Source organism: Mesorhizobium sp. LNHC209A00 (genome assembly GCF_000502915.1).
Taxonomy (GTDB): domain Bacteria; phylum Pseudomonadota; class Alphaproteobacteria; order Rhizobiales; family Rhizobiaceae; genus Mesorhizobium.
Map to the genome: position 1 here is coordinate 54,811 of NZ_AYWT01000008.1, position 20,128 is coordinate 74,938.

A 20,128-nucleotide genomic window follows, 5' to 3' on the forward strand; every position below is an offset into this window, starting at 1 on the left:
CTTGAAGCCGCTTGCGATTTCCCCCGGCTGGCGTACAGGCTGGATGGCATGAAGCGGGATATCGCTGGGATCATCCTGGCAGGTGGCCAGTCGAGGCGGATGGGCGGTGGCGACAAGGCGTTGTTGCCGCTGGGCGGCGGCTGCGTGCTCGACAAGGTGCTGTCGCGATTTGGCCCGCAGCTCGAGATCCTGGCGCTCAGCGCCAATGGCGATCCGGCGCGGTTCGCCCGGTTCGGGCTGCCGGTGCTTGCCGATGCCATCGAAGGCTTTGCCGGGCCGCTTGCCGGAATCCTGACCGGCCTGGAATGGGCCGCCGCCGGACTGCCTTGCAAGGCGATCGTCACCGCGGCCGGCGACACGCCTTTCCTGCCGCTGGATCTCGTCGACCGTCTGGCGGCGGCGGCGGATGAACATCCCGGTTCTATCGCCGTCGCCTCTTCGGCGGGCCGGCGGCATCCGACCTTCGCGCTGTGGCCAACCGGATGCCGCGATGCCTTGCGGCATTTACTGGTCGATCAGGACAACAGGCGCGTGTCGGCCTTTATCGAACAACACGGCCATGTCGACGTGGAATTCCCTGTCCGGCAATCCGTCGGAATCGATCCTTTCTTCAACATCAATGTCCCGGACGATCTTGCCCAGGCCGAACAGCTGTTGCAGAGCATGTCGCCATGAACAGACGCATCTTCGGCATCACCGGCTGGAAAAACTCCGGCAAGACCACACTGACGGAAAGGCTGGTCGCGGAGCTTGTGCGGCGCGGCTGGAAGGTCTCGACGGTCAAACATGCTCATCATCATTTCGACATCGACAAGCCCGGCGCGGACAGCTTCCGCCACCGGCAGGCGGGTGCTACCGAGGTTGCGATCGTATCGGGCAATCGCTGGGCGCTGATGCACGAATTGCGTGGCGAGCGAGAGCCGCCGCTGGACGCCATCCTGTCGCGGCTCGCCCCCTGCGACATCGTGCTGGTCGAAGGCTACAAGCGCGAATCCCACCGCAAGATCGAAACGAGGCGGCTGGAAGCGAAGGACCGGACGCCGCTTGCGGTGGGTGATCCCAATATTGTCGCCGTCGCCGCGGATTTCGCTATCACCGACCAGAGCCTGCCGGTGTTCGACCTCGACGACGCAAAATCCATAGCCGACTTCATCGAGCGCACGACCGGCCTCGTTGCTTGAGAAGTAACGTAACGGTAGAAGCCCATTACCGGTTTCGGCGGTTTTGCGGTTGCTTTTTTCTTGGAAAGAGTGGGAGTATCGGCTCAGCGGGCGGTCAAAAAGCACCGCCCCACAGAGCCGTTTCGGAACGACGGCCGGGACCATAAAGAGAGGACTATCATGCGTATTGCACTGCGTATCGCGCTCGCCGCATCGGCTGCGCTGCTGACGCTCGGCGTAGCCCAGGCCCAGGAGAAGAGCCTGCGGATTGGCACCGAAGGCGCCTACCCCCCCTTCAACAACCTCACCGCGGACGGCCAGCTTGTCGGCTTCGACATCGACATCGCCAAGGCGCTTTGCGATGAGATGAAGGTCAAGTGCACCTTCGTCGCCCAGGATTGGGACGGCATCATTCCCGCACTTCAGGCCGGCAAGTTCGACGCCATCGTCGCCTCGATGTCGATCACGCCGGAGAGGCAGGAGAAGGTCGACTTCTCGCACAAATACTACAACACCCCGTCGGCAATCGCCGTGCCGAAGGATTCGCCGCTCAAGGGCGTGACCAAGGAAGACCTCGCCGGAAAGAATATCGGCGTCGCCACCACGACAACCCATTTCAACTATGCCTCGAAGACCTACACGGACAGCACCATCAAGGGCTATCCGAGCAGCCCCGAGGAACAGGCTGACCTCGCCAATGGCCGTCTCGACGCCATCGAGGACGATATCGTAGTGCTGCAGCAGTTTCTGGATTCGCCTGAAGGCGCCTGCTGCAAGATTCTCGGCCAGCCCTCGCCGCAACCTGTCGAAATTTTCGGACCTGGCGCCGGCATCGCCGTTCGAAAGGGCGATACCGACCTGGTCAACAAGTTGAATTCCGCCATCGACGCCATCCGCGCAAACGGAAAATATAAGGAAATCAACGACAAGTACTTTAAGTTCGACGTCTACGGCGCCGAGTCCTGATCATCATTGCCAAGGCGGCGGGGTTTCCCTGCCGCCTTGTTCATCTCGGGAGCGCCGTGGGGTAAGGCCAGTCAATGCCAGTCCAAAGCATATGGACGCTGCTCAGTTGGGGACCGGAGGGCTGGAGTGACGATATTGCCTATGGTGCGTTGGTCACCATCGCGCTCGCGCTTGCAACGCTGCCGATCGGCCTGACGATCGGCTTTTTCGTGGCCTGGGCCAAGCAGTCCGAAGAACCGTCGCTGCGGCTGGCCGCCAACATCTACACCACCATGTTTCGCGGCCTGCCGGAATTGGTGACGCTGTTCCTGTTTTTCTTCGGCATGCCCATCCTGCTGCAATACGTCATCCGCCTCTTCAAACCGGAGGCAACGATCGATGTCGACAGCTTCATCGCAGGCATGATCGTGCTGTCGCTGATCTTTTCTTCCTACGCCAGCGAGGTATTCCTCTCCGCCTTTCGCGCCATTCCGAAGGGCCAGTATGAAGGCGGCTACGCAATCGGCCTGTCGAAATGGCTTACCATGCGCAAGGTGATCCTGCCGCAGCTGCTGCGCATCGCCTTTCCCGGCCTTGAGAATTGCTGGCTGAGCCTGCTCAAGGACACCGCCCTCGTCTCGGTCGTCAACCTCGCTGAAACCCTGCGCAATGCCGGCGTGGCGGCACGTGTCACCAAGCATTCCTTCCTGTTTTACAGCGTCGCCGCACTGGTTTTCCTCGTCCTGGCGATCCTGTCCTCGATCGCGACCGGGTTCATCTTGCGCTCGCTAGGGCGGAGGGAGGCACGATGAGCGTCACGGAAGCGATCTCGGTCGACCGCCCGCCGCCGCGGGCACGCGGCTGGCCGCGCACCCGCATCGTCGGTTACGCACTCGTCGGCCTCTGGATCCTCTTCGGCCTCGGTATCTTCGCCTATCTCGTCTACGCCTGGAATGGCGAGTTCTTTGCCAGATATGCACCCGCCTATCTGCAGGGACTGTGGACCACGCTGTCGCTCGTCGCGATCTCGATAGTGGCCGGCGCGATCTTTTCGCTGCCCGTCACCTATGGCCGCATGTCGAAGAACCGGTTCTTGTCCGGCCTTGCCTATTGCTATGTCTATTTCTTCCGCGGCACACCGCTGCTCGTCCAAGTCTACCTCGTTTACTATGGCTTGGGCTCTTTCCGGCTGCAGCTCGAGTCCATCGGGCTGTGGTGGTTCTTCCGCGAGGCCTTTAACTGCGGCGTGTTTGCCTTTGCGCTCAACACCGCGGCCTACCAGGCCGAAATCCTCCGCGGCGCCATCGAGAGTGTTCCCAGGGGCCAATGGGAAGGTGCTGCCTCGCTCGGCCTGCACAAGCTGCAGACGCTGCGCAAGGTCATCCTGCCGCAGGCGTTCATCGTGGGCTTGCGGCCCTACGGCAATGAACTGGTTCTGATGATCAAGGCCTCGGCCATCGTCGCCATCATCACGGTCTATGACCTGATGGGCAATGCGAAGCTTGCCTACGCCAAATCCTTCGATTTCCAGGCCTATGTCTGGGTCGCCATCGTCTATCTGGTGATGGTCGAAATCCTGCGCCATGGCGTCGAATGGATCGAGCGCAGGATTACGATCCACCTCAATCGCTGAGCCGTTCCCGATCGGCCTGTGCCAGTCGATGCCGCAGCGCGCGCCTTGACGAATTCGTCGCATGGCCTAGAGCTTCCGCAGCTGAAATCTCTTTTCCGTCGGAAGGACAAGGCATGGCATCGGTGGCATTTCTCGGTCTTGGCGTCATGGGCTATCCCATGGCCGGACACCTGAAGAACAAGGGTGGCCACGAAGTGACCGTCTACAACCGCACCCAGGCCAAAGCTGAGCAGTGGGTCGCCCAACATGGCGGCGGCTTTGCCGCGACGCCGGCCCAGGTCGCCGAGGGCAAGGATTTCGTTTTTTCCTGTGTCGGCAACGATGACGACCTGCGTTCCGTGACCACAGGCCCCGCGGGAGCCTTCAAGTCGATGAAGAAAGGTTCGGTCTTCATCGATAACACCACGGCTTCGGCTGAAGTCGCGCGCGAACTGGCCGAAGCCGCGCAATCGGGCGGCTTCTCATTTCTCGACGCGCCCGTCTCCGGTGGCCAGGCCGGCGCCGAGAACGGTGTGCTGACCGTCATGGTGGGCGGCGATGAGGCCGCCTTCGACAGGGCCAGGCCAGTTATCGACGCTTTTGCTCGCATGGTTGGACTGATGGGATCGGCGGGCGCCGGGCAGCTCACCAAGATGATCAACCAGATCTGTATCGCCGGGCTGGTGCAGGGGCTTTCGGAAGGCATCCATTTCGGCAAGAAGGCAGGTCTCGACATTGAGAAGGTCATCGAGGTGATTTCCAAGGGCGCGGCCGGTTCCTGGCAGATGGAAAACCGGCACAAGACCATGAACGCCGGCAAATATGACTTCGGTTTCGCCGTCGACTGGATGCGCAAGGATCTCGGCATCTGCCTTGAAGAGGCCGATCGCAACGGGGCCAGGCTGCCGGTGACCGCGCTGGTCGACCAGTTCTACAAGGACGTACAGGCGATGGGCGGCAAGCGCTGGGACACGTCTTCGCTGCTGGCGCGGCTGGAGAGGTAGGCGCAGTGTCCGCGCCCGTTCCAGGCTGGACCGCGCAGGACATCGTCGCCCATCTGCACTCGATCGGAATCGAGCAAATCCGCGCCGGCATGGGGCGGTTCGGTATCAACACCGCGACCGCGCTCGGTGTCGCCAATGCGGATTTGCGGGCTTTGGCGCGCAAGCTGAAACGCAACCACGAGCGATCCCTGGCGCTGTGGGACAGCGGCGTTCGCGAAGCACGGCTGATGGCGGCCTTCACCGGCGAGCCGAAAAAGATCACCATTGAAGAGTGCCGCCGCTGGGCCGGCGATTTCGATTCCTGGGAGATCGTCGACACCGTCTCGGATCTGTTCGTGGATACGCTGTTCTGGCGCCAGCTGGTCGAGGAGTTTGCCGCCGACGAGCGCGAATTCGTTCGCCGCACGGCCTTCGCCATGCTGGCATGGGCGTCAGTGCATTTGAAAAAGGAACCGGACGCGACGTTTCTGTCCTACCTGCCGCTAGTCGAGGCTCATTCCCGCGACGAGCGCAATTTCGTCAGGAAAGCGGTCAACTGGGCGTTGCGGCAAATCGGCAAACGGTCGGTGGGTTTGCATGGCCCTGCCCTTGCCCTGGCGCAGGAACTTGCCAACTCCGCGAACAGGACGGCGCGCTGGATCGGCAAGGATGCGGTAAAAGAACTTTCGCATGCCAAAACCCACGAACGCCTCGCCGCCAGAAAGACCTGACAGGGCGAGGATTGCCGCGGCCGGTTCTCGCTGACAGGTGATGCGGCTCGAGCATTGACGCCACCGACAGCGGCGTCTTTACTCGCCCGCAAAGGATGCGACCATGAACCATTTTAAAGCGATCCTGGCGCTTGCGGCCGCGCTCGCGCTCTCCACCGCGGGCGCTTCGGCCGAGACCACGCACATCTTCTGGAAGGATCTGCGCCCGGCGACGCAGGCCATCGCCGAAGACGCCGGCTTGCCGATGATCGCGGCGAAACTGCCGGATCATGGCGAGACACTCTCAGTCGCCCTGTACGACAAGATCATACAGTTGGCCGGCTATGCATTGCCGGTCGATCGCGACGGAGATCTCGTCTATCAGTTCCTGCTGGTGCCATGGACGGGTGCGTGCAGCCACATGCCGACGCCTCCGCCCAACCAGATCGTGCTGGTCACACCAGCCCATCCCTACAAGATGTCCGGGGCCTACCAGTCGGTTGCCGTCACCGGCGCCCTGAAGCCGGACATGGAGAAGAGCCAACTGTTCATTCTCGACGGCGTCAGCCTCATCCAGTCCGGCTACACCGTGCGCAAGGCAGATATCGTGGGCGTCGACACGGTTCCGGACTCCGTTGTGTTGCCGGTGAACTCGCCCTGGCGCTTCCTCAACAAGAAGAAGAATTGAACGGCGGGCTCAGGCCGCGTTCGCGCCCGACTCCTTGTCCAGCACCATATAGTCGAGCGGGATTTCGGTCGTGTACTTGATCTGCTCCATGGCGAAGGACGACGACACGTCCCGGATCTCGATCTTCGCGATCAGCCGTTTGTAAAAGGCGTCATAGGCGGCGATGTCGGGCACCACGACGCGCAAGAGGTAATCGACGTCGCCACTCATCCGATAAAATTCGACCACCTCGGGAAATTCCTGGATGACCTCGGAAAACCGGCGCAGCCATTCATGGCTGTGCGAATTGGTGCGGATCGACACGAAGACGGTGACCCGCACATTGACCTTCTCGTGGTCGAGAATGGCGACGCGCCGCTTGATGACGCCCTCCTCCTCCAGCTTCTGGATGCGCCGCCAGCACGGCGTGGTCGACAGGCCAACTTTCTTGGCGACGTCGGCGACCGCGAGCGTCGCGTCCTCCTGCAGCAGGCGGAGAATTTTTCGGTCGAGGCGATCCATCGGAGGCTCCTGGTGGAATAATTTCGCTATATTCCCTTTTATTTGGGCCGTTCACAAGAAAGAAATTCTGTCCTCAGCGTTGAAAGGGAGTGATTTCTTGCTCAATGCCTAACCCAGGCGATAGCGAATTTCCGGGCGCAGGAAAGGCAGCAATTCCATTTCAAACCACGGATTCTGTTTCAACCAGCCCGTGTTGCGCCAGGATGGATGTGGCAGCGGCAGCACTTTGGGGCCGACGGAATTCTCCCAGATGGCGCGCCAGTCCATCACCGTTTCCGTCAGCGAGGCGCGCCGCGCCGCGCCCATATGCCAGGACTGCGCGTAGATGCCGATCGTCAGCACCAGGTCGATCCTCGGCATCAGCGCCATCAAGGGGGCGCGCCAGGCCGGGGCGCATTCGCGCCTCGGCGGCAGGTCGCCGCCCTTGGCGTCCTGTCCGGGAAAGCAGAAGCCCATCGGCACGATGGCGAATTTCTCGATGTCGTAGAATTCGTCGCTGGTCACATCAAGCCAAGTCCGCAAACGGTCGCCCGAAGCATCGGTGAAGGGCATGCCCGACAGATGCACCTTGGTTCCCGGTGCTTGGCTGGCGATCAGGATGCGGGCGCTGGAAGAGGGTCGCAGCACCGGACGCGGCTCATGCGGCAGCGGCTTGCCGATGGGGTTGTCCGCGCAGATGCGGCAAGCGCGGACCGTCGTGGCGAAGCTGTCCAGTTCCACGCTCAAGCGGCGGCACTCGGCCGGCTGGAGATCGCCTGATGCCACCGCGACACATTGGTGCATTCCTCCGGCACCTTGATGCGTGCCGGCTTCATGAAGTCGATCGCGATCAAACCTGTGATGTCGGCAATGGAATAGCTGTCGCCGGCGACGAATTCACGGCTACCGAGTTCAGCATCCAGCAACGTGAGAAACTCCACGGCTTTCGGCTTGTTGGCCTCGCCCCATTCGGGGATCTGCGGGATTTCCCATTCCTTCATGGCGGGATGGATATGGCGGAAAGACTGCGTGACGCTGGCGAGCAGGTTGAACTCCATCCGCCTCTGCCACATCTCGACCTGCGCCTTGCCAAGCGCGCCGTTCCCGAACAATGCCGGCTTGGGATGGAGTTCCTCGAAATAGCGGCAGATCGCGACGGATTCGGTGAGGATGGTGCCGTCATCGAGTTCCAGCACCGGCAGGCGCCGCAGCGGGTTGCGCGAGCTTACCGGCGGCTGCTTGTGCTCCAGCGCGCCCATGTCGACGGGCACCAACGGAACCGCGATCCCCTTCTCGGCGAGAAAAACCCGAACCCGCCGAGGGTTGGGTGCCCGGCCGCCGTCGAACAGCTTCATTTCGATCCTCCTTTTCCTTCTGCCAGACACGCTTCACCAGAAGCGAAAAATCTCGCGCGCCGCGTCGCCCATGGACGCCAGTGTGCCATGTTTTCGCTCGACGGCCCCGCCGTGGTGACTGTCGCGCCAGTCCTGCGGCTGGTCGAACGTGCCCGCCCAGATGCCAACCCTGGCCGCGCGGGCCGTCGCTTCCTCGCCTTCGAAAGCGCCATATGCAACGGCCCAGCCGGCCTCGACCTGGGCCCGGTTTAGGTCGGTGCCGCCGGCCTTGCAGTCGCCGAGCAACCGGCCATAGCGGTCGCGCTGCCAGCCGCTGCAGGTGACCGGCCTGCCGGCAATCAACCGCACCAGTGACTGGCGCGCCAGCGTGCCACAGGCATAATCGGCCCCGTTATTGCGACAAGTCTGGGTGTATTCCGGGGCATCGATGCCACGCATGCGGATGCGCTCGGCGCCAAGCATGATCGAATCGCCGTCATTGATGATGGCTATACCTTGAGTCTTGCGTGTCTCCACTCGATCGAGACGCGCCGCAAGCAGGATCAGCAGCCCCAGAATGATGACGGTCAGCCCGTAGTCCAGCAGCTTGCGCCACGGGCTTCTCGGGTGCGCTGCCGCGTACCTCGGGCGCGACCTTGGCGACCAGGAACGGCTCATATGGCAAACGGTTGGTTAATCATTCGAACGTAGCTTAACACCTTGAAATCGCTGCGCGCATAAATTGAAGCTTTTGATGCCCTTGCAACGCTCGAACACAGCGGACAAGTTCATTGTGGACCGCAGGAAACGGCATCGCAACAGCGATGTCGCGCGCGCGGTTCGCAAGACGCGCGACCGTCTTTCGCAGCAGGCCGGCAATCTCGATTTCGACCGCGAGTTGCTGAAGCTCCATGCCCAGGCGATGACCAGCGGTGCCGTCGTCATCCCGATGCTCGTCCTGGCGATCGCCGCGGCCGGCCGTCTGGCCGGTGTGGGCAACGAGATCGGGCTCTGGGCGTTGTTTACGCTGATCTCTTATACGATCGTCGTTTTCATGGCGCGGCGCATCGAGCGCACGGAAGCTTCCGAACTTAACGCCTTGCAAACGCGAAGGGAATTCCTGGTCGGCCACTTCCTTTGTGGTCTGGGCTGGGCCTGGTTCGTCTGGCTGGGCTGCGGGGCCTGCGAGGTCGACCAGTTCCAGGCGGTCAAGGCGGTGGTGCTGCTGTTTGCCATGGCAGGGACCGCCCTCATGGCCTCCTCCCTGAGCGGAGCACTGCTGGCGACCTTCGCGGTTCCAGTGGCACTCTACGCCTATGCCGCGACCAAGTCGTGGATGCCGGTCGGGGCCATCATGGCCGCGTTGCTTGTCCTGTCGCTGCCTTTCTTCGCCTATATTGCCAGTCACCTCAATCGCTTCTCTCTGCTGCTGTTGTCGTTCCGCTCCGAAAAGGACGCGCTGATCGCCGAAGTGGAGACGGCGAAGTCGATGTCGGACGAGGCGCGGCGGCGGGCCGAGGACGCCAACCTGGCAAAATCGCGTTTCCTCGCTTCGATGAGCCATGAATTGCGCACGCCGCTCAACGCCATTCTCGGCTTTTCCGAGGTGATGGCGAACGAGGTTCTCGGGCCGATGAGCAATCCCACCTATCGCGACTACGCCCACGACGTGCATGACTCAGGCCAGCATCTGCTCGATCTTATCAACGAGATCCTCGACCTATCGCGCATCGAGGCCGGCCGATATCAGCTCAACGAGGAGCCTGTCATGTTGCTCAACATCGTCGAGGATTGCTGCCACATGATGGAGTTGAAGGCGCGCAACAAGGACATCCGCGTCCTCCAGGATTTCGAACAGACATTGCCGCGCCTGTTCGCCGACGAGCGCGCCGTGCGCCAGATCACTCTCAACCTTCTGTCCAATGCCATCAAGTTCACCGCCACCGGCGGCGAAATCCGCGTCCGGGTCGGCTGGACGGCGGGCGGCGGACAATACATTTCGATCAAGGACAACGGTCCGGGCATTCCCGAGGACGAGATCCCGGTCGTGCTTTCAGCCTTCGGCCAGGGTTCGATCGCCATCAAGAGCGCCGAGCAAGGCACCGGGCTCGGCCTGCCGATCGTGCAAGGGCTGCTCGCCATGCATGGCGGCGAGTTCGAGCTTCATTCCAAGCTGCGCGAAGGCACCGAGGCGATCGCCATCTTCCCGCTGAGCCGGGTGATGGAAGAACTGCCGGCGCTGCCGACCGCGGCGGTGGCCGCGCGACGGCGGTAAGGGCCTCGTAAACGCCGGTGCCGTGTGGTCAACCGCGAACCGCGGCCGCCATGCCCGAACTGGTCAGTGCCGCCGCCTTGACCAGCCCAGCCGCCAGAGCGGCTCCTGCCCCTTCGCCGTGGCCGATCCCCAGATCGAGCAGCGGACGCAGCCCAAGGCGCTCGGCGGCCCTTGCATGCGCGGGCTCCGGCGACAGGCTGGCGAGAAGACAATGATCAAGCGCTGCGGGGTTCGCTGCATGCAGCACCGCTGCGGCTGCCGTTGCCGCGAAGCCATCGAGCAGTACCGGTATCCGCTGCATCCGCGCGGCAAGGATGGCGCCGGCTATCGCGGCGAACTCGCGGCCGCCGACCCGGCGCAGCGCTTCAAGCGGGTCTTCGAGATCGCGGCCGTGAAAGGCCAGCGCCGCATCGACCACCTCTGCCTTGCGAGCCCGCATCGCCGCATCGGCGCCGGATCCCGGGCCAACCCAGTCGACACCCCTGCCCCCAAAAACCGCGGCGAGCAGGGCGGCGGCGACGGTGGAGTTGCCGACGCCGAGATCGCCGAGACAAAGCAGATCGGTGCCGCCGGCAATCGCCTCCATGCCGAAGGCCATGGTGGCGGCGCAACCGCGCTCATCGAGCGCTGCGTCCTCGGTGATGTCGCCGGTCGGGATGTGCAGGGCAAGATCGAACACCTTCAGACCGAGGTCGTTGGCAATGCAGATCTGGTTGATCGCCGCACCACCGGCCGCGCAAAGCTCGACCGCGTTGGCGGTCGCCGCCACGGGCCTCGGCGAAATGCCATGCCTGGCAACGCCGTGGTTGCCGGCAAAGACAGCCATCAGGGGCCTAGTCACGGCAGGCGGAGCGCGACCGCTCCAGGCCGCGAGCCATGCGGCGATGTCCTCGACGCGGCCAAGCGAATTTTCAGGCTTGCCGGCCTTGGCAAACAGTGCGCGCACGCGCGCTTCAGCTTTGAGGTCGGCTAATGGCAGATTGCCGAGCAGGTCGCGGAAATCGTCGAAAGGCAGTGCACTGGTCATGTCGCGAACAATGGTTCCTGGAGCAGAGGAGCGGAATAGCTGCCTTGCGTGCTCGGCACAACCTCCTCGATCGTCCTTCCTGGTTTGCCGCAAAGGCGGCCACGGAAGGCGCAATCGGGAGGGCTTGCATTGGCTGCGCCGTTGCACCATGTGGAGATGGAAGAGCGGATTCCGGACCGGGTCTCTCGAGAGAAAGTCATGACGGCCATCGAATCTCCCTGCATCCTGGTCTGTTCGATCGATATGCAAACCGGCTTCTGCTTCGGTTGCGGCCGCACGCGCGAGGAGATCGGCGCCTGGATAGGGATGACGCCCGAGACGCGCCGGAGCGTGATGGCCGAACTGCCGGCCCGGCTTGAAACCGTCGAGCGCCGGCCGCGCCGGGAAACGCGCCGCACCCGCATGGCACGCGAACGCGACGCACTCTAGCGAGGGACGAGTGAGCAGCCGGCTGTTCTGGATTGTGATGGCGGTGATCGGTGTCGGGGCAGCCCTGCTCATGCTCAACGATTCCGCCGGCAGCACGTTCGGCGTCGAGAACCACGATTTTGGCCGGCTGATCTGGCTTGGGGCTTTCGGCGCCCTTATCGGCGCCGGCTTGCTGCGGTCGGCTCCGCTGGGAGCAATGGCCCGCAACCTCGGCGCCTGGGCGGCTATCGTGCTCGCGCTGATCGCCGGCTATCAATATCGCTACGAGTTGCAGGACGTCGCCAGCCGGGTGACCGCCGGTCTCGTTCCCGGCAGCCCGCTGGCGCTCGGTGTCGAAGACGGCCACGCCACCGTGACCTTGGACAAGGCCGACAATGGTCATTTCGAAGCGCGCATCCTGGTCAACGGCAACCCGGTTCGCGCCGTTGTCGACACCGGCGCCACCAGCACGGTGCTGAGTTCGGAGGACGCCCAGGCCTCAGGCTTCAATCCCGCGGCGCTCAACTACACGCTACCGGTTTCGACCGCCAATGGCATGGCGCGCGCCGCGGCGGTCAAAACCGACGAACTGGCGATCGGCGGCATCGTGCGCAAGCATATGCCGGTGATGATCGCCGCCCCCGGCATGCTGAGCCAAAGCCTGCTGGGCATGAATTTCATCGGTTCGCTGTCGGGTTTCGACGTGCGCGGCGACCGGATGATCCTCAGGGACTGAGCTCAGGCCGCTTCGGCGGCCGCTCCACCGAGTTCGACAGCCGCGAAAGCCATCTTCAGCATATCCGCCCCAGCCCCGGGTCGAGTTGCGTCGGTGGACAGGATCTGACGGTAGCGGCGCGCGCCGGGCAGCCCGTGAAACAGGCCGACCATATGGCGGGTAACATGGCCGAGCCGGCCGCCCCGTTCGATATGGCGCGCCGCATAATCCGCCATCGCATCGATCAGTGCCGCGAAATCGAACGCTTCCGACCGCGCACCGTAGAAGGCGGCGTCAACCCCGGCCAGAATGCCTGGTGTGTGGTACGCGGCGCGGCCGAGCATGGCTCCGTCGGCATGGTCGAGATGCAGCCGCGCCTCGTCAAGAGATTGAATACCGCCATTGATGCCAATGAATTTGTTTTGTTTACCAGCCTTCAGCCGGTAGACCCTGTTATAGTCGAGCGGCGGGATGTCGCGATTTTCCTTGGGGCTCAGCCCTTCCAGCCACGCCTTGCGTGCGTGCACCCACAAAGCATCGGCGCCGGCATCGAAAACCCCATTCGCCAGTGCATCGAGCGCCGGCTCCGGATCCTGTTCGTCTACGCCGATGCGGCACTTGACCGTGACTGGCACCGTCACCGCCGCCTTCATCGCCGCGACGCAGGTTGCGACGAGGTCGGGTACTTTCATCAAGCAGGCGCCGAACGTGCCCGACTGGACGCGGTCGGACGGGCAGCCGACATTGAGATTGATTTCGTCATAACCGAAGGCTTCGCCAACGCGCGCCGCTTCGGCAAGTTTTGCCGCATCGGAGCCGCCAAGTTGCAGGGCGACGGGATGTTCCACCTCATCGAAGCCAAGCAGCCGCTCTCGCGCGCCGTGGATGACCGCGTCGGCCACAACCATTTCGGTATAAAGCAGTGCATGTGTCGTCAGCTGGCGATGAAAGAACCGGCAATGCCGGTCCGTCCAGTCCATCATGGGTGCAATAGCCAGTCTATGACCTTGATTTTTCAGCATTTTCTCTTTAACATCAAATCGTTAGACCTGCCGAGTGCACACGAATTTACGCCAGAATACGACCCTTTTCGCCACGTTTCGTCTCAGTGCACACGGAGCGCACGAAAATATGGCCACCTACACAAAACTCTCGTCCGGTTCCTGGCGTGTCCAAGTCCGTCGCAAAGGTGGCTACGTCAGCGAGACCTTCCTGCGCCGAGACGACGCACGGCGTTGGGCAACCGACGCCGAGCGCCAAGCGGATCGCGGTGAGACGCCGACAAAGTCCCGAATAGCGCGCCTGAAAACCTTCGGCGAACTCATCGACCTTCATATCGACGACATGTGCGATGTAGGCAAGTCCCCTGCTCCAAGGCCGCGGGATCGTATCCCGCGTGGCGTAGCTGGCGGGTTTGGTCGCCGTGCTGTCCGGCTTGGGCCGGGGTGATCAGCGCGCCAAGACGCTGTCTTGCGGTTCAAGCGCTGTTTCGAGCCGTAAGAAAAACTGATCGTGCAAAGCGCAATCAGAGATAATTAAATTAGCAATATTGCGCATTGCGGTGTAATTTTGTGTTGCAGTGCAGCATGTCGCCATAACTCACACCGTCCAGGTTCCTGCACCACGCGCAGTCGGCAGAGCCATCGAAGTCAGGGGTGCGCGTCGCTGAGAAGCTCGCCGGGCGCCCGGTTACAGTGCCTGCATAGCCAACTGTTCGCGGAGACAACAGAGGCCCATGATCCAAGACAATACCACGGTGGGCGTCGTGGTGCCGATGTTCAATGCTGAACGAACGATTCGCGCGACCCTGAACAGCATCTGCGGGCAACACTACCAGGCGCTGGACATTGTCGTCGTCGACGACGGCTCGACAGACCTTTCTGCTTCGATTGTGGCCTCCTACACTGAACAGGATCGCCGTATCCGCTTGATAAGGCAGTCGAACGGCGGCGTTGCGAAAGCGCGCAATCGTGGAGTTGCTTCTACCGATGCGGAGTTCCTGGCTTTTGTCGACGCCGACGATCTTTGGGCCCCCTCCAAAATCGCGCTTCAGATGTGCACCTTACAGCAAGGCGGCTCTTCGGCAGGCCTGGCATATTGCTGGTTCGCCGATATAGACGGCGACGGCCGGGTATTCTCATTGCATAACCGGCCCGATGCCGAGGGTCGCGTGCTCCAACGCATGTGCAGGACGAATTTTGTTGGCAACGGAAGTTCAATGCTGGTCCGTCGCGCCGCGTTCGAGCGAGCGGGAGGCTTCGACCCTTCCTTGAGAGCTAGGAACGCACAAGGCTGCGAGGACCTGCTGATGTGCCTCAGAATAGCCGAAAGTTACGAGTTTCGCGTCGTCCCTCAGTACCTCGTGGGTTACCGGATGACGAACGCCAACATGTCGAGCGATGTCATGCAGATGCTTCGTTCTTGTGAAATTGTCCTTGCCGAGTTTCGCCAGAAGTACCCGCAGTTCGGGGACGATCTCGACGATCATCTGATCGACATGCTGCATTGGCTCGCCGTAAGAGCCTTGATCTGTGGGCGGCTTTCGGCAGCGTATGGCCTGATGAAGAAACTCTTCCTTATGGAGCCAGGGACGGCGATTTCTCGCCTGCCAAGAATGATGGACATTTATTGCCGAGCCCGGCTGGTCCCTCGGTGGGTCAAAATCCGGATGAAAAGGATGCGAAACAAGAACGCCGAGTTCCAACCCCACTACGCAGAGAGCATCTGGTGAGACTGGTCGTGCGATTGCGGCGGCTCTTTCGCCTGGCGGCGGCGCCAGCCTGGGCTGGGCCGACCGTGGTGGGGCTTGGACTGCTCGCAGCGGTTCTGGAAGGTACGGGTCTCGTTCTGTTCATTCCCCTGCTGCAGAGCCTCGGAGCCTCGCCGCCTCAGCCCGGTAGATGGCAACCGATGTTTGATAGAATCCTGTCGCCCATTCCGCATCATTACCTAACCGCCTTCCTGGTCGGAGCGCTTTGCGTCAGCATCGTCCTCAAGAATGCAGTCCATCTCGCCAACACCTGGGTAACCAGATACATCGACGGCCTCGTCGCGCACCGGTTGCGATCCAGGGTTTTCGATCAGACGATAAGTTCGTGCATCGACTACCGTGTCGAGAACAGACGAACGGACATCATCACGACGATTGCCAACAATACCTGGAAGGTCAGCCAAGGCCTGAGCCTGGCCTACCGATTGATGGTCTGCCTTTGTACCTTCGGCGTCTTCGTTCTCTTGATGCTATTGATCTCGGTCCGATTGACCTTTTTTTCGATGATTTTCCTGCTTTTCGCAGCAATGGCCATTCGTCTGGCCACGCGACGCGCTGACGAGACCGGCAAGGCCGTCGTCGAGGAAAACAAGCAGTTCGGCCTCAGGATGTGGGAAAGTATCAATTCATTGCAATTGATCCGTGCCTTCGCACAGGAATCCTACGAGCATGACCGGTTCGTTCAGACATCGGACAGGGTAAGGCGTCGTCTGTTGAGGCTCGACATGCTTTGGGCGACCCCCGGGCCTGTCTCGGAGATCTCGATCACGATCCTGATCGGTGCACTGGTTCTCATTGCCGAATCCGCAAGCATAGGAATCGCGGCTCTCGCCGCTTTCCTGTCGCTGCTTTATCGTCTCCAAGGTCCCACACGGGAATTGCTGCAGTCGAAGATTGCGCTGGACGGGCTTGCGGGCGCGATTGACGATGTGGACGAGTACCTGCGCACAACGCAAACGCCGTTTCTCAGCCAAGGCTATCTGCCGGCGCCCGCGCTCAAGACCGCCGTCGAATTTCGCGATGTCTGCTTTCGGTATGCGCCCGATCAGCCTTTGGCGCTACAGGATGTCTCTTTCAGTATCCCCGCCGGCAAGACTACGGCAATCGTTGGCGAGTCGGGTGCCGGCAAGTCAACCGTCATGGCCCTGCTCTTTCGCTTCATGGATCCGACGTCGGGGGAAGTCCTTGCCGACGGTATGCCGCTTCCATGTTTCGAGTTGCGCAGTTGGCGCAAGCGGCTGTCGCTGATGTCCCAGGAGGTGTACCTCTTCAACGATACCATCGCTGCCAACATCGCTTACGGCGATTTCGATGCTGGTCAGAATGAACTGCGCCAAGCGGCCCGCATTGCGAAGGCGGACGATTTCGTCCGCTCGCTTCCGGAGGGCTACGAGACGCAGATCGGCGACCAGGGAATGCGCGTGTCGGGGGGCCAGAGGCAGCGGATCGCCCTCGCCCGGACCATACTTCGCAATCCCGACATTCTCCTTTTGGACGAAGCCACGAATGCGCTCGACGGCGGGACGGAACAGGCGTTCCAGATCGCCCTCGAGCAATATTCGCACAATCGCACCGTGGTTGTCATTGCGCATCGCCTGTCCACCGTCCAGGCCGCTGACCAGATCATCGTGATGTCGAAAGGACGCGTGATCGAGATTGGTCCGCCGGATCAACTCCTGAAGCGAGCGGGCCATTTTTCAAAACTTCACGAGTTTCAAAACGGTCGTGTTGCCATGGGTGCGAATTAAGGCGATGGGCTACAAGATTGTCGACATCGAACTGTCAATTCCGCTGGCCCCGGTTGAGCTTGCGCCAGAGCACGACGGCGTTGGTCTCATTGCCCGCTGGCAGGGCCGGCTTGTCGGCTTTGAGATGATCGCGCTCGCCTCCGCCGCGATCCTGTCGGCGGAGCAACTGAAATCCATTGCCGATGAACGTTTCGCCGATCGGATCTTGGTTGCGAAGATGGATAAGGAATTGCTGCGGCGAAGACCGGTTGGGCAATTGCCCCTGCCGAGCCTCTCCATCGCGATTTGTACGAAGGACCGCGCCGAACGTCTTTCGAGGTTGCTGGGTTCGCTCGACAGCATCCGACTTGGAACCGCTTTTCCGAGCGTCGAAGTCGTCGTGGTGGACAATGCGTCTGTGGATTCGTCCACGCGCGAAGCAGTCGGGCGCTTCAAGGACGTTCTCTATGTATTCGAACCGAGGCCCGGGCTAGATTTTGCACGAAACGCCGCTCTTCACTCGGCCAGCGGTGGCCTGATTGCCTATCTTGACGATGACGTGGTCGTCGACCGCAACTGGCTTGACGGGCTTGCCAAAGCCTGCCGGGACAATCCCGGTGCCGGCGGCTTTACGGGTTTGGTGCTGCCGCTTCGCCTGGACACCGAGGCGCAGATCTTTTTCGAACGAAGGGGCGGATTTGGCCGCGGCTTCAGGCGTAATGAATTCCACAACACCCGATTCGACAATGCGCTGCACCCGGTAGGGTCTGGTATTCTCGGCGCCGGCTGCAACATGGCTTTCGACCGGACGCTGCTCGTATCGCTGGGCGGTTTCGACGAAGCGCTCGATACCGGAGCACCGCTGCCTGGCGGTGGCGATCTCGACATTTTCTATCGTGTCCTGCGATCAGGCCGGCCCATGATCTATGAACCGGAGTATGCCGTTTACCACGAGCATCGCGAGACTATCGAGCAATTGAGACGGCAATATTGGACATGGGGACTTGGTATGATGGCCTTTCTTGTCAAAAGCCGTCGGACCGACGGAGAGCTCAAGGCACGGCACCGTGGCATGGTTTGCTGGTGGTTTTTCGATCGGCTGAAAGCGCTGGCACGGGCCGCGCGCAAGCTTCAAGGTCGTGATTTGCGTTTCGGCATTGCAGAGTTGTGGGGCGGAATCTACGGCCTGGCAGGCGAATATGATCGCTCACGTATCCGCGTCCAGAGAATCCGGGAGCAGAACCGGTGAATGGCGACGCCTTCCGTGTCAGGCAAATCGATCTCGGCTCCGTCTGTGCGGACGCCGATGCCGGAGATACCCCTTCACTATCGATCTTCTGGTGGAAGGACTTGCCGCTGGGAATGCGAGCGTCCTTGCCTGACGAATTGCCCTACAGCGAGGCACGTCTGCGGCAGTTCGCGGCGGAATTTTCGGCAGCACAATTGGCCGCCCGCAGCACCCCGCTGGGCGCCCCCTTGCGGGCGACCTATGAAGGATCGCCCAAGTCCGCGCTCTGTTTGACGGCGGCGCTCGGGGCCGAGGACCTTGTCGGCCGCCTTGATGAACTTGCAACTGCGTCGTCAGCGTCGGCCCAGCACATCTCAGTCGTAATTTGCACGCGTGACCGCGGCCCCGCCCTGGCGGAGTGCCTTCAAAGCGTTGCAAGGCAACGCAGCGCCCCGGGCGAAGTCATCGTCGTTGATAACTCCCGCGACGGCAGCGCTCGGCCGGTATGTATCGGCTTTCCTGAGGCCCGTTACGTTCATGAGCCGCGGCCTGGATTGAGTGTTGCCCGATCCGCCGGCATCCGGGAAAGCCGTCAAGACATCATCGCGTTCACGGATGACGACGTCGAGGTTCATCCTGGCTGGACTGCCGAAATCGCACGCGCCTTTGAAGAAAGGGACGTCGAGGCCCTGACCGGCCTGGTGCTGCCAGCCCGGCTCGATACGATCGCCCAACGCCGCTTCCAGTTCGACATGGGCGGTTTTGGGACCACCTTCGTGCCGCTTCTCTTCGACCGCCGCTTTTTCGACGAGACTCGGCCAAGCGGAGCGCATGTCTGGAAAATCGGAGCCGGAGCCAACATGGCCTTCCGGCGATCAGCCTTCGATCGGGTAGGCTCGTTCGACGAGCGCCTCGGCGCCGGTGCTGCCGGATGTTCCGAAGATTCGGAGCTATGGTACCGGCTGCTAGCCACAGGAGGGACTTGCCTGTATGAACCTCGCGCCGTTGTCTTCCATCATCATCGCCGCGACTGGCCGGGCTTCAGACAGCAAATAAGAGCCTACATGAAGGGCCACGTCGCAGCTCTTGTCACGCAATATGACAATTTTGGCGATCGCGGAAACATCGATCGCATCTGGAAGCAACTGCCCGCATATTTTTTGAGAACATTCGTCAAGGCGCTTTTCGAAGGCCCCCCCGGCAGGACCAGGATCCTCGCGGCAGAGGTCGAAGGCTGGCTGGCTGGTCTTCAATTCCTCGTCCGCTTCGGCTGGCGAAAACGGCGAACATCAAATTGGTTGAGGAAGAAAATCGATGATCCGCAAGGCGCCGCTCGGACAATTCCTGTCTCGAAATCCCTTTCCAAACGCTCTGACGGACGGCCTTTTCTACCGTGAGAAGATGCGCGCGATTCATCGCGTCGCGCCCGCGGCGATCGACGGGCCCGGCCGGATACTCGAAATTGGAGGCGGGCGCAGCGGGATGGCAAGTATCCTCTATCCGAACGCTGAAGTCGTTAACCTCGATCTCGATCCCGAGTTGGGCAACCACCAGCCAGATTGGGCGAGGTCGACCTTCGTCTGCGGCGATGCCTGTGACCTCCCCTTCGCGAATGACAGTTTCGAAGTGGCGACGCTCTTCGACGTGCTTGAACACATCGAGGATGACCGTAGTGCCGCACAAGAGGCCTTGAGGGTCGTGCGCCCAGGCGGGTATGTTCTTGTCTCGACGCCACATGCGGAGTGGCATTACCCGTATTTCCGCATCATGAAGCCCTATTGCCCGCATGAAAGCGAACTGATGCAGGAATGGGGTCACGTTCGTCGCGGCTACTGGGATCCCGAACTCGCAGAGCTCTTCGACCGTGTGCCGGAACGCCGCGCCACATTTATTAACCCGGTGACGGCACTGTTTCACGACATCGCATTTTCTCGTTTCGGACGTCGTCGCCGCAAGATACTTTACGCTCTAGCGGCGCCGATAACGGCTGTCGGATACGTGCTGCACCAACGCTCGACACGCGGCACGGAGACGGCTTTTTCCTGGCGCAAATGAATTTTTGAGGC

At 61.6% G+C, this 20,128-nt stretch carries 22 protein-coding genes; 16 read left to right on the plus strand and 6 right to left on the minus strand.

Annotated elements, in window-relative coordinates; translation table 11 throughout:
* Positions 1 to 48: 48 nt before the first annotated feature.
* The 8 genes from mobA to X739_RS146270 all read left to right on the plus strand — a co-directional run bounded on the left by mobA (position 49) and on the right by X739_RS146270 (position 6,098).
* Positions 49 to 675 carry a molybdenum cofactor guanylyltransferase MobA gene (gene mobA / locus X739_RS146305; protein WP_023784081.1) on the plus strand — a complete coding sequence of 209 codons (627 nt, stop codon included), beginning with the start codon at positions 49 to 51 and terminating at the stop codon, positions 673 to 675.
* Entirely contained in the window at positions 672 to 1,181 is a 510-nt protein-coding gene (mobB, locus tag X739_RS146300) for a molybdopterin-guanine dinucleotide biosynthesis protein B (protein WP_023773743.1), read from the plus strand. Before mobA ends, mobB begins: the two co-directional genes overlap by 4 nt.
* 159 nt (positions 1,182 to 1,340) lie before the next feature.
* The gene (locus X739_RS146295) at positions 1,341 to 2,126 is read left to right on the plus strand and encodes an ABC transporter substrate-binding protein (RefSeq protein ID WP_023795171.1); all 786 of its coding nucleotides are present in this window, start codon (positions 1,341 to 1,343) and stop codon (positions 2,124 to 2,126) included.
* Between the two features lie 74 nt (positions 2,127 to 2,200).
* Entirely contained in the window at positions 2,201 to 2,917 is a 717-nt protein-coding gene (locus X739_RS146290) for an ABC transporter permease (protein ID WP_015317854.1), read from the plus strand.
* On the plus strand, positions 2,914 to 3,738 hold the full coding sequence (locus X739_RS146285; RefSeq protein WP_023784080.1) for an ABC transporter permease: 825 nt from the start codon (positions 2,914 to 2,916) through the stop codon (positions 3,736 to 3,738). Before X739_RS146290 ends, X739_RS146285 begins: the two co-directional genes overlap by 4 nt.
* A gap of 113 nt (positions 3,739 to 3,851) precedes the next feature.
* On the plus strand, positions 3,852 to 4,721 hold the full coding sequence (locus X739_RS146280) for an NAD(P)-dependent oxidoreductase (RefSeq protein WP_023773747.1): 870 nt from the start codon (positions 3,852 to 3,854) through the stop codon (positions 4,719 to 4,721).
* A gap of 5 nt (positions 4,722 to 4,726) precedes the next feature.
* A complete protein-coding gene (locus tag X739_RS146275; protein ID WP_023784079.1) occupies positions 4,727 to 5,431 on the plus strand; it encodes a DNA alkylation repair protein in 705 nt (234 codons plus the stop codon).
* 103 nt (positions 5,432 to 5,534) lie between these two features.
* Complete coding sequence (locus X739_RS146270) at positions 5,535 to 6,098, plus strand: DUF3299 domain-containing protein (RefSeq protein WP_023773749.1); 564 nt, start codon at positions 5,535 to 5,537, stop codon at positions 6,096 to 6,098.
* Between the two features lie 9 nt (positions 6,099 to 6,107).
* On the opposite strand, the gene X739_RS146265 is transcribed toward X739_RS146270, so the two are convergent.
* From X739_RS146265 to X739_RS146250, 4 genes are all read right to left on the minus strand, one after another.
* The gene (locus tag X739_RS146265) at positions 6,108 to 6,599 is read right to left on the minus strand and encodes an Lrp/AsnC family transcriptional regulator (RefSeq protein ID WP_006205209.1); all 492 of its coding nucleotides are present in this window, start codon (positions 6,597 to 6,599) and stop codon (positions 6,108 to 6,110) included.
* A gap of 108 nt (positions 6,600 to 6,707) precedes the next feature.
* Positions 6,708 to 7,382, minus strand: coding sequence for a uracil-DNA glycosylase family protein (locus X739_RS146260; protein ID WP_032924315.1), 675 nt, complete (start codon positions 7,380 to 7,382; stop codon positions 6,708 to 6,710).
* Positions 7,322 to 7,933, minus strand: a complete 612-nt coding sequence (locus tag X739_RS146255; RefSeq protein WP_023795172.1) for a glutathione S-transferase — start codon at positions 7,931 to 7,933, stop codon at positions 7,322 to 7,324. Before X739_RS146255 ends, X739_RS146260 begins: the two co-directional genes overlap by 61 nt.
* Before the next feature lie 33 nt (positions 7,934 to 7,966).
* Positions 7,967 to 8,590 carry a thermonuclease family protein gene (locus X739_RS146250; protein ID WP_023773752.1) on the minus strand — a complete coding sequence of 208 codons (624 nt, stop codon included), beginning with the start codon at positions 8,588 to 8,590 and terminating at the stop codon, positions 7,967 to 7,969.
* 76 nt (positions 8,591 to 8,666) lie between these two features.
* On the opposite strand from X739_RS146250, the gene X739_RS146245 reads away from it, so the two are divergent.
* Entirely contained in the window at positions 8,667 to 10,187 is a 1,521-nt protein-coding gene (locus X739_RS146245; RefSeq protein WP_023795173.1) for a HAMP domain-containing sensor histidine kinase, read from the plus strand.
* 28 nt (positions 10,188 to 10,215) lie between these two features.
* On the opposite strand, the gene X739_RS146240 is transcribed toward X739_RS146245, so the two are convergent.
* Positions 10,216 to 11,214 carry a nicotinate-nucleotide--dimethylbenzimidazole phosphoribosyltransferase gene (locus X739_RS146240; RefSeq protein ID WP_023795174.1) on the minus strand — a complete coding sequence of 333 codons (999 nt, stop codon included), beginning with the start codon at positions 11,212 to 11,214 and terminating at the stop codon, positions 10,216 to 10,218.
* A 198-nt stretch (positions 11,215 to 11,412) separates the two neighbouring features.
* Here X739_RS146240 and X739_RS146235 point away from each other — a divergent pair, with 198 nt between their 5' ends.
* Positions 11,413 to 11,643 carry a DUF1289 domain-containing protein gene (locus tag X739_RS146235; protein ID WP_031241281.1) on the plus strand — a complete coding sequence of 77 codons (231 nt, stop codon included), beginning with the start codon at positions 11,413 to 11,415 and terminating at the stop codon, positions 11,641 to 11,643.
* 10 nt (positions 11,644 to 11,653) lie between these two features.
* Positions 11,654 to 12,358 carry a TIGR02281 family clan AA aspartic protease gene (locus tag X739_RS146230; RefSeq protein WP_023795175.1) on the plus strand — a complete coding sequence of 235 codons (705 nt, stop codon included), beginning with the start codon at positions 11,654 to 11,656 and terminating at the stop codon, positions 12,356 to 12,358.
* Positions 12,359 to 12,360: 2 nt separating this feature from the next.
* Here the strand turns inward: X739_RS146230 and dusA are convergent, their stop codons facing one another.
* Complete coding sequence (gene dusA, locus X739_RS146225) at positions 12,361 to 13,359, minus strand: tRNA dihydrouridine(20/20a) synthase DusA (protein ID WP_023795176.1); 999 nt, start codon at positions 13,357 to 13,359, stop codon at positions 12,361 to 12,363.
* Between the two features lie 713 nt (positions 13,360 to 14,072).
* On the opposite strand from dusA, the gene X739_RS146220 reads away from it, so the two are divergent.
* Genes X739_RS146220 through X739_RS146200 form a run of 5 tightly spaced genes read left to right on the plus strand, consistent with a single transcriptional unit; the run spans position 14,073 to position 20,117 of the window.
* The gene (locus X739_RS146220) at positions 14,073 to 15,068 is read left to right on the plus strand and encodes a glycosyltransferase family A protein (protein WP_023784072.1); all 996 of its coding nucleotides are present in this window, start codon (positions 14,073 to 14,075) and stop codon (positions 15,066 to 15,068) included.
* Positions 15,069 to 15,076: 8 nt separating this feature from the next.
* On the plus strand, positions 15,077 to 16,855 hold the full coding sequence (locus X739_RS146215; RefSeq protein WP_245273906.1) for an ABC transporter ATP-binding protein: 1,779 nt from the start codon (positions 15,077 to 15,079) through the stop codon (positions 16,853 to 16,855).
* A 4-nt stretch (positions 16,856 to 16,859) separates the two neighbouring features.
* On the plus strand, positions 16,860 to 18,083 hold the full coding sequence (locus X739_RS146210) for a glycosyltransferase (RefSeq protein WP_023773760.1): 1,224 nt from the start codon (positions 16,860 to 16,862) through the stop codon (positions 18,081 to 18,083).
* Positions 18,080 to 19,459, plus strand: a complete 1,380-nt coding sequence (locus X739_RS146205; RefSeq protein WP_023795179.1) for a glycosyltransferase — start codon at positions 18,080 to 18,082, stop codon at positions 19,457 to 19,459. Before X739_RS146210 ends, X739_RS146205 begins: the two co-directional genes overlap by 4 nt.
* On the plus strand, positions 19,377 to 20,117 hold the full coding sequence (locus tag X739_RS146200) for a class I SAM-dependent methyltransferase (protein WP_031241276.1): 741 nt from the start codon (positions 19,377 to 19,379) through the stop codon (positions 20,115 to 20,117). Before X739_RS146205 ends, X739_RS146200 begins: the two co-directional genes overlap by 83 nt.
* Positions 20,118 to 20,128: the final 11 nt, after the last annotated feature.

Coding starts and splice junctions, on each gene's coding strand:
- X739_RS146235 (WP_031241281.1), top strand. CDS start 11,413: ATGACGGCCATCGAATCTCCCTGCATCCTGGTCTGTTCGATCGATATG.
- X739_RS146240 (WP_023795174.1), bottom strand. CDS start 11,214: ATGACCAGTGCACTGCCTTTCGACGATTTCCGCGACCTGCTCGGCAAT.
- X739_RS146285 (WP_023784080.1), top strand. CDS start 2,914: ATGAGCGTCACGGAAGCGATCTCGGTCGACCGCCCGCCGCCGCGGGCA.
- X739_RS146220 (WP_023784072.1), top strand. CDS start 14,073: ATGATCCAAGACAATACCACGGTGGGCGTCGTGGTGCCGATGTTCAAT.
- mobA (WP_023784081.1), top strand. CDS start 49: ATGAAGCGGGATATCGCTGGGATCATCCTGGCAGGTGGCCAGTCGAGG.
- X739_RS146280 (WP_023773747.1), top strand. CDS start 3,852: ATGGCATCGGTGGCATTTCTCGGTCTTGGCGTCATGGGCTATCCCATG.
- dusA (WP_023795176.1), bottom strand. CDS start 13,359: ATGCTGAAAAATCAAGGTCATAGACTGGCTATTGCACCCATGATGGAC.
- X739_RS146255 (WP_023795172.1), bottom strand. CDS start 7,933: ATGAAGCTGTTCGACGGCGGCCGGGCACCCAACCCTCGGCGGGTTCGG.
- X739_RS146250 (WP_023773752.1), bottom strand. CDS start 8,590: ATGAGCCGTTCCTGGTCGCCAAGGTCGCGCCCGAGGTACGCGGCAGCG.
- X739_RS146270 (WP_023773749.1), top strand. CDS start 5,535: ATGAACCATTTTAAAGCGATCCTGGCGCTTGCGGCCGCGCTCGCGCTC.
- X739_RS146210 (WP_023773760.1), top strand. CDS start 16,860: ATGGGCTACAAGATTGTCGACATCGAACTGTCAATTCCGCTGGCCCCG.
- X739_RS146290 (WP_015317854.1), top strand. CDS start 2,201: ATGCCAGTCCAAAGCATATGGACGCTGCTCAGTTGGGGACCGGAGGGC.
- X739_RS146260 (WP_032924315.1), bottom strand. CDS start 7,382: ATGCACCAATGTGTCGCGGTGGCATCAGGCGATCTCCAGCCGGCCGAG.
- X739_RS146245 (WP_023795173.1), top strand. CDS start 8,667: ATGCCCTTGCAACGCTCGAACACAGCGGACAAGTTCATTGTGGACCGC.
- mobB (WP_023773743.1), top strand. CDS start 672: ATGAACAGACGCATCTTCGGCATCACCGGCTGGAAAAACTCCGGCAAG.
- X739_RS146265 (WP_006205209.1), bottom strand. CDS start 6,599: ATGGATCGCCTCGACCGAAAAATTCTCCGCCTGCTGCAGGAGGACGCG.
- X739_RS146200 (WP_031241276.1), top strand. CDS start 19,377: ATGATCCGCAAGGCGCCGCTCGGACAATTCCTGTCTCGAAATCCCTTT.
- X739_RS146295 (WP_023795171.1), top strand. CDS start 1,341: ATGCGTATTGCACTGCGTATCGCGCTCGCCGCATCGGCTGCGCTGCTG.